At 68.0% G+C, this 10,711-nt stretch carries 11 protein-coding genes; 7 read left to right on the top strand and 4 right to left on the bottom strand.

Annotated features, from left to right (window positions below; all coding sequences use genetic code 11):
• Positions 1 to 4 precede the first annotated feature (4 nt).
• Positions 5 to 469, bottom strand: coding sequence for a hypothetical protein (locus DIE21_RS12005; protein ID WP_124497907.1), 465 nt, complete (start codon positions 467 to 469; stop codon positions 5 to 7).
• A gap of 130 nt (positions 470 to 599) precedes the next feature.
• On the bottom strand, positions 600 to 1,916 hold the full coding sequence (locus tag DIE21_RS12000; RefSeq protein ID WP_124497906.1) for a substrate-binding domain-containing protein: 1,317 nt from the start codon (positions 1,914 to 1,916) through the stop codon (positions 600 to 602).
• Positions 1,917 to 2,555: 639 nt separating this feature from the next.
• Here DIE21_RS12000 and gspF point away from each other — a divergent pair.
• The gene (gene gspF, locus DIE21_RS11995) at positions 2,556 to 3,773 is read left to right on the top strand and encodes a type II secretion system inner membrane protein GspF (protein WP_124497905.1); all 1,218 of its coding nucleotides are present in this window, start codon (positions 2,556 to 2,558) and stop codon (positions 3,771 to 3,773) included.
• A gap of 8 nt (positions 3,774 to 3,781) precedes the next feature.
• Here gspF and DIE21_RS11990 read toward each other — a convergent pair whose 3' ends face one another.
• Positions 3,782 to 4,225: a general secretion pathway protein GspC gene (locus tag DIE21_RS11990; RefSeq protein ID WP_124497904.1), complete on the bottom strand. Its 444-nt coding sequence runs from the start codon at positions 4,223 to 4,225 to the stop codon at positions 3,782 to 3,784.
• A gap of 76 nt (positions 4,226 to 4,301) precedes the next feature.
• Here DIE21_RS11990 and gspH point away from each other — a divergent pair, with 76 nt between their 5' ends.
• From gspH to DIE21_RS11965, 5 genes are all read left to right on the top strand, one after another.
• Entirely contained in the window at positions 4,302 to 4,829 is a 528-nt protein-coding gene (gspH, locus tag DIE21_RS11985) for a type II secretion system minor pseudopilin GspH (RefSeq protein ID WP_124497903.1), read from the top strand.
• A 166-nt stretch (positions 4,830 to 4,995) separates the two neighbouring features.
• Positions 4,996 to 5,736 carry a secretin and TonB N-terminal domain-containing protein gene (locus DIE21_RS11980; protein WP_124497902.1) on the top strand — a complete coding sequence of 247 codons (741 nt, stop codon included), beginning with the start codon at positions 4,996 to 4,998 and terminating at the stop codon, positions 5,734 to 5,736.
• Positions 5,737 to 5,742: 6 nt separating this feature from the next.
• Positions 5,743 to 6,291, top strand: a complete 549-nt coding sequence (locus tag DIE21_RS11975; protein ID WP_124497901.1) for an RNA polymerase sigma factor — start codon at positions 5,743 to 5,745, stop codon at positions 6,289 to 6,291.
• Positions 6,292 to 6,302: 11 nt separating this feature from the next.
• Complete coding sequence (locus DIE21_RS11970; RefSeq protein ID WP_124497900.1) at positions 6,303 to 7,298, top strand: FecR domain-containing protein; 996 nt, start codon at positions 6,303 to 6,305, stop codon at positions 7,296 to 7,298.
• 257 nt (positions 7,299 to 7,555) lie between these two features.
• A complete protein-coding gene (locus DIE21_RS11965) occupies positions 7,556 to 7,807 on the top strand; it encodes a DUF4880 domain-containing protein (protein ID WP_260432446.1) in 252 nt (83 codons plus the stop codon).
• Positions 7,808 to 8,014: 207 nt separating this feature from the next.
• Here DIE21_RS11965 and DIE21_RS11960 read toward each other — a convergent pair whose 3' ends face one another.
• Positions 8,015 to 8,839 (bottom strand): hypothetical protein, encoded by an 825-nt coding sequence (locus tag DIE21_RS11960; protein ID WP_124497899.1) that lies wholly within the window; start codon positions 8,837 to 8,839, stop codon positions 8,015 to 8,017.
• 164 nt (positions 8,840 to 9,003) lie between these two features.
• Between DIE21_RS11960 and DIE21_RS11955 the strand changes: the two genes are divergently transcribed.
• On the top strand, positions 9,004 to 10,686 hold the full coding sequence (locus DIE21_RS11955; RefSeq protein WP_124497898.1) for a type II toxin-antitoxin system Phd/YefM family antitoxin: 1,683 nt from the start codon (positions 9,004 to 9,006) through the stop codon (positions 10,684 to 10,686).
• Positions 10,687 to 10,711: the final 25 nt, after the last annotated feature.

The following is a 10,711-nucleotide window of genomic DNA, read 5'->3' as shown; positions in this document are numbered from 1 at the left end:
TCCTTTATCGAGTCGTCAATGAGGATGTGATACGGACGTAGGTCGTTATGGTTGCAAGCATGAAAGACGCCGCCCGGGGGTGACCCCGGGAAGGTGTCGCGGAAAGCGAGAACGGATCGCAAACTTCCCTACGACCGGTAGCCGTGCCGGTACAGACTCTTCTCGACGAATGTGACGCTCGAAGCTGTGTACAGACCGCGGCTGGATGGCGCGTCAGCATCTTGTTGGCGTCTTCGTCGCCGACGGGAAGACAGATCACCGTGATCGACGTGTTGAACACGTAAGGCGAGCCCGTTTCGGGGTTGATCGCCTGGTTCCAGTTCGTCAATTTGCCTGGGAAGATGCCGCAGAGGTCAGTGTCATTCAGCGCGATGCAGTGGGCCCGATTTGGCGTTGTTTGATGCGTTGTTGTGCTGGGTAGGGTCGGGCCGTTAGCGATCGTGATCGGCGTGATGACATAGTGCGCCATGCGTGCTCGAGCGACGCTCGACCGGGCGCCGATGAGAAATACCGATTGGACGTGTAAACAAAAAAACCGCGCCCTTGACGATCCAGGGGCGCGGTCGAATCAACGGCGGAGTATCCGCCGTTAAATGGACTTAACGACCGGTCACGGTGCCCGTGCAGACGCTCGTGTTGCCGATGTCGAGGTTGTAGCCGCTCGCGTTGCTCAGGAAGTCGTTCGAGATGGCCGTCTGGTAGTTCGACGGAACCGTGTCGAAGCCGTTGCCGTGAACGATCGACGCGAAGCTGGCGTTCGTGAAGTGAGCGTTCAGGAAGTCATGCACGGCCGTCTTGACGTTCGAATCGGCGTAGCACTGGCTGAGGATGATCTGGCTGGTGCCGGAAACCGGATAGCCCGACCCCGGGTTGCCTGCATTGGGCACCCAGTTTGCCTGGTTGGAGGCGGTCAGCTTGGACGCGGGCGGTGCGAACGAACCCAGTGCCGTCGACGCGTTCGCGTACGTCGGTGCATAGTACGTGCCGTTCGTCGTGTTCCGGAGGCTTGCCACCGGCAGTTGCGTTGCGCCGGCCGACGTCGTGACCGTGCTCGACGGCGCGAGGTACGTGTTCGTGTAGTCCGGGCTCAGGTAGCCGACCGCGGCCGTCGTGGTCGCGGTGGTCGTTGCGTAAGTGACCAGTTGGTTGCGCACGCCGCCGCTACCCGAAGCCGCGACGAAATGCGAGCCCGACGGGAAGCCGGTCGGGAAGGAGGCCGTGAAGTTCGTCGAATCGACGAACGTGACGCCTGCGGCGGTGTTGGAGGCCGAGCAGACGGCGACCAGATGGCGGGTCAGCAGTTCGGTCGTGCCGCTGCTGTCCGAACGGTAGACGACGGTGATCGGCGCATTCAGCGCGTAGGTTGCGTTCGTTTCCGGATTCGTGACCTGGTTCCAGTTCGTCAGCTTGCCCGAGAACACGCCGCACAGGTCGTTGTCGTTCAGCGCGATGCTGTGCGCCTGACCCGGCGTCGTTTGCGGCGTCGTCGTGCTCGTCACGGCCGGGCCGTTGACGACCGGCACCGTGATCGGCGTGACGATGTACGGGATCTGGATCAGCGGGCCGTTGGTCGCGCCGAGGCCGGCCTTGTACGACGTGATTTGCGCGGTCGAGAGCGCCGCGTCGCTGTTCGCGAAATGGACCGTACCCGTGACCGTCGAGCCGAAGTACGTCGGCTGGTTGTTCAGGAATGCGTTCTGACCGGCACCCGAGCCGACCGAGTAGTACGTGAACGAGCCTTCGGCCGTGCCGAACAGGCCGATTTCGGTCGCGGTGTTGCCGATCGCGCCGATGGTCGGCGCGACGAGCGACGAACCGCCGCCTTGCACGTTCGGCGAGGCCATCGCGGCCGTGGCACCCAGACCGGAAACGAGGAGAGCGAGGACTTGACAGATCTTGCGCTTGCTGGATTTCATGAGAAATTTCCTTGGACGAAGATAAACGGGAACCCCTGCTACTGCGGTTGGAATACTTGTGGACCGCCGGGTAAATGTAGGGGGAAATCCGAATGACGCGTGTGAATTTTTCATAACGAATGGTGCGTAACATTTTGATCGAGTAAGCCATTGCGTTATTCGGATTGGTAAAGCAGCTATTCGATCTGGATTCAATGCGTATCGGGCATCCCGGATGTTGAGATTGAGCTGGGGAGCTTGCCCGAGGCGCTTGGGGCGGGCAGTTATAGCGTGCCGCAACGCGCTATCCCGACTTCAAGTCAGTTTCGTGGCGGATGCTACGGAACATTTCGCGCGATGTCTGTTGGACGAAGTTTTTGTCGTCACCTCGAAATAGAGTGGATATTTTAAATAATAAATTCAATCCATCTTTATCGAATCTTTAATGTCTGAACGGTAGTTGGTGTCATCAACGATGAAATCGTTTTTGCGTTATATGCACCCCACACCGCAGTAATAAACCCCGCCCAAAAAGGTAGCCCAACATCCGTCACAAATTTGCGCCGGTTCGCTCCTTAGTCTTCCCCGGGCGACTCCATCCGCCATGCCGCGCGAAGTCATCGAAGGAAGCAGTCGCGCACGTGACAGGAGAACTCCGGCATGTCGGCATTCCGCTACGAAGCGATCGATCCCACCGGCCGCACGCTGAAGGGCGTGCTCGAAGCAGACAGCGCGCGTTCGGGGCGTAGCCAGTTGCGCACGCAAGGCCTCACGCCGCTCGTCGTCGAGCTGGCCGCGCAGCGTCTGCACGGCGAGCGTCATCAACGCCTGTCACTCGGTCGCAAGCTGTCGCAGCGCGAGCAGGCGATCATCACGCGACAGCTCGCGAGCCTGCTCGTCGCGGGGCTGCCGCTCGACGAATCGTTGTCGGTGCTCAGCGAGCAAGCCGAGCGCGAATACGTGCGCGAGCTAATGGCTTCGATCCGCGCGGAAATCGTCGGCGGCCATTCGTTCACGAATGCATTGACGCAGCATCCGCGCGACTTCCCCGACATCTACCGCGCGCTCGTCGCGGCCGGCGAGCACACGGGCAAGCTCGGCGTCGTGCTGTCGCGCCTGGCCGACTACATCGAACAGAGCAATGCATTGAAGCAGAAGATCCTGCTCGCGTTCACGTACCCGGGCATCGTCACGCTGATCGCATTCGGCATCGTCACGTTCCTGCTGAGCTACGTGGTGCCGCAGGTCGCGAACGTGTTCACCAGCACGAAGCAGCAGTTGCCGACGCTGACGGTCGTGATGATGGCGCTGTCCGATTTCGTGCGTCACTGGTGGTGGGCGTCGCTCGCGGCGACGGTCGCGATCGGCTATGCGATCGGCAAGGTGCTGTCGCGCGACGGGCCGCGCATGCGCTTCGATCAGTGGCTGCTCACCGCGCCGCTCGCGGGCAAGCTGGTGCGCGGCTACAACACGGTGCGCTTCGCGAGCACGCTCGGCATTCTCACGGCGGCCGGCGTGCCGATCCTGCGCGCGTTGCAGGCGGCCGGCGAGACGCTGTCGAACCGCGCGATGCGCGCGAACGTCGATGATGCGATCGTCCGTGTGCGGGAAGGCTCCGCGCTGTCGCGCGCGCTGGCTCACACGAAGACGTTCCCGCCGGTGCTCGTGCACCTGATCCGCTCGGGCGAGGCGACCGGCGACGTGACGACGATGCTCGATCGCGCATCCGAAGGCGAGTCGCGCGAGCTGGAGCGCCGCACGATGTTCCTGACGAGCCTGCTCGAACCGCTGCTGATCCTCGCGATGGGCGGCGTGGTGCTAGTGATCGTGCTGGCCGTGATGATGCCGATCATCGAGCTGAACAACATGGTGCAGTGAGGCGCGGCTCAGCGCACGAACGCGTTGGCCTTCTCGGTGGCGGGCAGCGCGATCTCGCGTTGCAGCCCGTTGCGGTCGACGACGATCGAGCGTGCGCGCACCTCGGCGAGTGTCGCGGCTTCGCCGATCGCGGCACCGAGCGATACGACGCGCGACGCATCGCCGCCGATGCTGACGATCGCGGCCGCACGGCGCGCGTCGAACGCGAGCACGCCGAGCAGCTGGATCGCGTCGCGGCCGTCGTCGGGTTTCGCGCCGAAGAGGCGTGCGCCGGCCGAGACGTCGACCGGTGCGGGCGGCGCGGGTGCCGTAACCGGCGCATCGCCCGCGCTCAGCACGTGCACGGCCCAGAGCGACACGGCGACGAGCGCGGCCGCGGCGGCGAGCGTCGCGGCCAGAGGCGCGAGATCGAGGCGGGACGGAACGGTGCGGAACAGGGCGAGTGGTTTCATGACGATCGGTTCGGATAACGGATGATGGAAAACAGAACGGAAGACGCGTTCCATTCTTTGACGCAAGGGTGAATGCATGATGACGAGGCACGACGAAGCGCATACCTCGCACGCGAGGCGACCGCATGCAAGCACGCATCGCCGCCTGCAGCGCGGCTTCACACTGCTCGAGATGCTGGTCGTGCTCGTGATCGTCGGGATGCTGGTCGCGGTCGTCACGCTCGCGCCGTCGCGCAATCGCCGCACCGATCTCGCCGAGGAAGCGCAGCGTCTCGCGAACCTGCTCGAATCGGCCGGCGACGAGGCGCAGGTGCGCTCGATGCCGATCGCGTGGCAGCCGGTCGGCGGCGGCTACCGGTTCGTGCAGCGCACCGAAAACGGCGCGTGGGCGCCGATGACCGACGACCTGTATCGCGCGCGCCGCTGGGGCGCCGAGGTGACGGCCGTGTCGGTGCGCTATACCGGCGGCGGCGACGCACCGTCGCGCGTCGTGCTCGGCAGCGAGAGCATCGACGTGCCGGTGACGATCACGCTGTGGTCGGGCGACGTGCGGATGGCGGTCGTCGGCACGGGCATCGGCAACTTCGTCGTGCGCAGGCCGTGAGCGCGCGGCGCGCGAACGTGGCACACCGCATTGAGTCGATCCGCTGCACGCTTCACCTGACTGTCACAGTGCCCGCTCACAATCTGACGTTCGCTTGCGACCGAACCGCTCACGGGGGTGCGCGTTCCGGCACGCAGCGTGCAACTCCATTTCCGACCAGGGATTCATGACTCGTTCACGGGCGCCGACCGGTGTCCTGGCGCTCGTCGCGTGGCTCGCGTTCGTCGTGCTGTGCATGCGCGGCGCGCACGCGCAGGAGACCAGCTCCACCGGCCGCCCGCCAGGCAGCGCCGCGCACTTCGATCTGCCCGCGCAGCCGCTCGCGAAGGCCTTGCAGGACTTTGCGCGGCTCACCGAGCTGATCGTGCTGGCGCCAGCGCCGTTGCTCGACGGGCGCACGAGCGCACCGGTGCAGGGCGACTACGTGCCGCGCGACGCGCTCGAACGGATGCTGGCCGGAACGGGGTTGCGTGCGGAATTCTCGCGTGCGGACGAAGCGATCATCGTCGCGCGGCCGGCCGCCGAGGCGGTGCCCGCCACGGTCGACGCGCCGGCGGACGCCGCGCTACCGATCGACGGGATTGGTGATTCCAGCGAGCGGCGCGCGTTCGCGGGCACGCTGCAGTCGCATCTGATCGATGCGCTGTGCGCGCAGCCGGCGGCGGTGCCGGGCAGCTATCGACTCGTCGCGCAGGTGCGCATCGACAACAGGGGGGCGGTGGTGGCGGTCAACATGGTGGCATCGAGCGGTTCGGCCGCCCGCGACGCGGCGGTGATGCGCGCGCTGCGCGCGCTGAAGCTGGACGACGCGCCGCCGGCGGACCTGCCGCAGCCGGTCACGATCCTGTTGCGGCCGGCCGGCAACGGCGTGCACTTCCGCTGTCCGCCGACGGCGTCGCGAGGCTAGGCCGCCATGTCCGACACCACCCGCACCGGGCTCAGGAAGCTGCTGGCGACGCGCTACGCGTACCTGGTCAGGCGGCTCGAACGCGTGACGGGCTCGAAGGACGGCGCGGCCGACGCGCTGCACGAGACCTGGCTGCGCCTCGAGAATGCGAACGTGTCCACGCAGGTGACGAACGCGGACGCCTATATACTCGGGATGGCGAACAATGTCGCGATCGACCAGCATCGCCGCGAGCGCCGCCATCTGCACGACGACGACGTCGAGACGCTGCTCGAGACGCCGGACGAACTGGCCGATCCGGAGCGCATCGTCGCGGCGCGCCGCAAGGTCGACACGCTGAAGGAGGTGCTGCGCGGCCTGCCGCCGCGGCGCCGCGCGATCCTGCTGGCCGCCCGCGTGGACGGCCTGCTGAACCGCGAGATCGCCGAGCAGTTCGGCATTTCGTTGCGGCTCGTCGAAAGCGAGCTGAGCGCGGCGATGAAGTACTGTCTGCAGCGCATGCAGGAAGACGGTGATTCGTACACGGGCTCGCGAGGCGGGCCGCGTAAATTTTGAGTACCCGGACGATGACGAAAGCCCAGGCCGAACCCGCCCACGACGCACTCGACGAAGCGAGCGCGTGGCTGCTGCGTCTGCGCTCGGGCGACGCGAGCCAGGCCGAGGCCGACGCGTTCGAGCGCTGGTGCGCCGATCGTCCGCAGGCTGCCGCACTGCTGCGCGACACCTGGGGCTCCCTGCGCACGGCGGCGGCCGAACTCGCGCAGGAAGAGCGCACGGCCGCGGCCTGGGCAAACGTTGCAAGGCGCGAGCGCACGATGCGCACGGGCCGCCGCGCGTTCATCGGCTTCGCGGTGGCGGCGGGCGCGTCGTGGCTCGCGGTGCGCCCGCCGCTGCAGTTGTGGCCGTCGCTCGGCGACCTGGCCGCCGATTACCACACGGGCACCGGCGAACAGCGCAGCGTCGCGCTGTCGTCGCGCGTGACGGTGGCGATGAACACGCAGACACGCGTCGACGTGCTGCCCGCGAACGATGCCGCGCACGGCGTCGAAGTCGTCGCCGGCGAGGCGGAGATCGACGCGGCCACGCCGCCGGCCGGCCGCGCGACGCCGATCCAGCCCGTCACCGTGGTGGCGGGCGACGGCCGCATGCAGGCGACCGTCGCGCGCTTCAACGTGCGGCGTGCCGGGTCGCAGGTGTGCGTGACCTGCCTGTCGGGCACGGTCGCGCTCGCGCATCCGCGCGGCGCACGCACGCTGAAGGCCGACGATCAGGTCGTCTACGACGATCGCGGCGTGCAGCCCGTGTCGCGCGCCGATCCGGGCGCGGTCAGCGCATGGCGGCGCGGGATGCTGGTGTTCAACGGCGTGCCGCTGTCGGACGTCGTCGACGAAATCAACCGCTATCGTCCGGGCAGGGTCGTGCTGCGGCGTGCCGCGCTCGGCGCGAACCGGATGCAGGCGCAGTTTCCGATCACGCGGCTCGACGACGTGATCGACATGGTCGGCCGCCTGTACGGCGCGCACATCACGCGTCTGCCCGGCAATATCGTACTGCTGAGCTGAGCGGCTTCTCCCTCTCGTCTTCCTCCTCCTCCTCCGGCAGGCGACCCGTTCGCGCTGCCGCGGGCTGCCGGTGCGCTGCGGGTTGCGGCCCGCCGATACGACCTGATCAATGAGGGCCGGCAAACGCCGGGCTGCCGTTCGCGGCCGCCTGGTGGAGCGTCGTCGGATCCGAGGCGTGGGTGGCAAGCGCCCCGGCCATGCAGCGATGCGCGGTGCGGGGGATGGGTGTCGAGGGAGCTTCGGGCGGTGGCGTGATCATGAACGAATCGCAACGGGATGCGGATTCCGGCGACGCGCGCACGCGCGCCGACGCGATCCGCGAAGGCGCGGTGCGCTGGCTGCTGTGGCTGCGCACCGGCGATACGACGGAAGGCGAACTCGATGCGTTCCGGCGCTGGCGCGCGCAGAGCGACGAGCATGCGCGCACCGTCCGCGAACTGATCTGGATGTGGGCCGTGCTGGAGACGGTCGGTCGCCAGGAACCGGGCGGGCCGACGCGCACGCATTGACCGGCCGGCGATGCGGGCATTCCGGTCTGCGGCGGAATCGTTTTCATCCACGCGCATCCGGGTGCCACAAGAAATTCTGCGGGTTATGCGCGCCCGCTTCGACCTTGTATACGAGAGAGCGAGGGCGCCGTGGAGCGGAACCGGGGGCCGAAGCCGGCCTCCGGATCGCCGCCGGCGTGGGGCGTGGTGTGCGGCGAGGGCCGGCGGTCAGGACGTCGCGCTGCCGTCGAGGCCGGCGCGCGCGCCGCGCCACGCAGCGTCGAGCGGGTCGTCGGCGTCGCGCAGCGGTTCACGCAGAAACGGAAAGCGTTCGAAGAACGGTGCGGATTCTTGCAGGGCCACGATATGGTTGACCATCCATTGCAGCAGTTCGCCGCCGTGCCGGACCTGTTCCGGGCGCCAGTCCGGCATCGTCGCGAAGAGGGCCGCGAAGCCGCTCCAGCGCGACGGGCGGTCGTTGTCGCCGGGCCGGAAATAGGTGTTCATCGCGACGTCGTTCGCGTCGGTGAGTATCCCGACGAACAGCCCGTGCGGCGTCGGTACGCCGGTCTGCCGCCACTGTTCCGCGATCGCGAGCGAGCGCATCACGCGCGCCGCGACGAACGCGATATTCGTCTCGTGCTCGATCTCCGCGAGCGTCATCACGCCGTTGCGCTGCATGCAGCGCGCGACCGCGTGCGGCCGGATCACGTTCGACGCGAAGCTGCGCAGCACGAGGTCGGGCACCGTCAGCTGCAGCTGGAATTCGCGCAGCCCGTGCTCGGCGCTCATCGTCGAGAAGTTGACGAACAGGCCTTCGGCCCGGCCGAGCACGCCGACGTACGGATCGAGGCCGAGACGCGCGAGCTTCGGCGCGATCTGGCGGCCGAGCAGCCGCATCAGGTTGCGGCGGTTGCGCACGCCGGTGAAATCGTCGAGGGCGCGCGTGACGAGGTCGCTGATCTCCCAGCGGCGCTTGTCGGCGAGCAGGCGCGGGGAACGGCTCAGGTCGAACCGGGCGCGGCCGTGCGCCACGCGTGGATCTACGTACATGCCGGGGTCTCGTGCGTCGATTGCGGGCGGAGCGCCGCGACGGCATGCGGCCGCGCGCGTCCGGGTGCTCACGATGCTGCGGCGTCGATTGCGGCCCGTCAAGTGCGATCGTGCGGCGCAGACCGGTTGCGTGTGCGTCGCTGCAAGCGGCACGGGGTGTCCCGATGATGCGCGCGGTAGTGGAACGCTTCGTCGAACAGCGCCCGATGGCGATCATGACGCGGCTCGTACTGCAGTGCGCGCTGCACGACGACTGGCTCGACGCGAGCGCCGATACCGGCGGTGAGCCCGATGACGAGCCGATCCGCGAGGCGCTGTTCGCGCTTGCGGTCGATGCGATCGCGGCGCTCGCGGCGCGCACGCGCGCGCCGTTCGATGCGGCTGGCGTCGCGCCGATGGGCGTCGGGGCCGCCGTTGCCGCGTTGCACGACGGGATGAGCCGGTTGCGCGCCGGGTGGGGGCGCGCGCTCGTGAAGGACAGCGCGGAACTCTTGCTGCCGATCGCGGCGGCGCGTGCCGACGAGCGCGGATTCGGCGGGATGCGGCTGCGTGTGCTCGACGGCGCGGGCGACGCGTGTGCGCCCGGGCCGGCTGCCTGCGATTGCGGGCGGGCCTGCGACGATCCGGCGCGCGCTGCGGCCCTCGGCGGCGGCCCGCGCGTGCTGCCGGTCTACGATCCCGATCTCGGGTTGATCGTCGACCTGCTGCCGGTCGAGCGCGGCCGGCAGCACGCGCGGGCCTTCGTCGCCGCGCTGCTCGAAGCGGTGCGGCCCGGCGAGCTGTGGATCGTCGACGGATGCTTCGATACGGACGCGATTCTGTCGGGCTGGCCGCGTCGCGGCGGCGCGTTGATCCTGCGCGAGTACGGCCGCGCGACGGCGTGCCGGCCGCTTGGCGAATGGCACGACGCGGGTGAGTTCGACGACGGGTTCGTGCGCGAACAACCGGCAGGAATGACGGGTGACGGCGGCGCAACTGGTACGTTGCGGCGCATCGAATGGCGTCGTGCGGCGGCCGGCGGCGAACCGGGCGAACCGGGCGAACCGGGCGAACCGGGCGAACCGGTCGAAGCGGTGACGCTGCTGACGGATTTGCCGGTCGCGCGGTTCGATGCGGTGCAGATCGTGCAGTTATCGCGTCGACGCTGGCATGACGCGTTGCCCTTGCCGCTCGAACCGGTGCGGGAAGGCGCGCCGTTCGGCGATGCGCCGGCGCGTGCGTCGCTGCTCGCCTGCGGGATCGCTGCACTCGCGTATAACGCGTTCAGCGTGATGACGCAGGTGGTCGCCACGGCACTCGATCTCGACGCGCGCGACGCCGAGCGTCTTCCGTCGCATATCGCCGATGGCGCCGCGGCGATCTACGCGGGGATGATGATCGCGCTGCCGCCCGACTGGTGGCGCCGCTACGACCAGTTGCCCGCCGCCACCCTCGGCCAGATCGTGCGGCTGCTGGCCGTGCACGTCGACCCGCGCAGCGAGCGCCGCAAGCGCCGCGACAACCGGCTGTCCGCAAAATCGCAGGCGCTGCTGCGCGCGGCGACGCTCGAGCGGCTGCTGCACGACGACGGCGACGATGCCGCCACGAACGTGTTCAGCCTGCGCACGATCGCGATGGCGACGCGCGACTTCAGCAGCAATCCGTCGAAGGCGCTGCGGCATGCGGGCGAGGCGCTGGTGATGGTCACGAAATACAACCGGCCGATCGCGCTGCTCGTGTCGATCGACGACTGGAACCGGCTGCTCGGCGAAGTGCGCGAGACGAGCCTCACGCGGCTGACGTTCGATTGCGCGGTGACGCCGCAGGGTGCGCGTGCGGTCGGGGTGAGCGAGTCGTCGCTGGTCTAGATCGGCGGTTCCGCTCATGTGCGAT

Origin of the sequence: Burkholderia sp. Bp9140 (assembly GCF_003853425.1) — a bacterium.
Taxonomy (GTDB): domain Bacteria; phylum Pseudomonadota; class Gammaproteobacteria; order Burkholderiales; family Burkholderiaceae; genus Burkholderia.
This window is presented reverse-complemented; position numbering and strand designations above follow the sequence as displayed.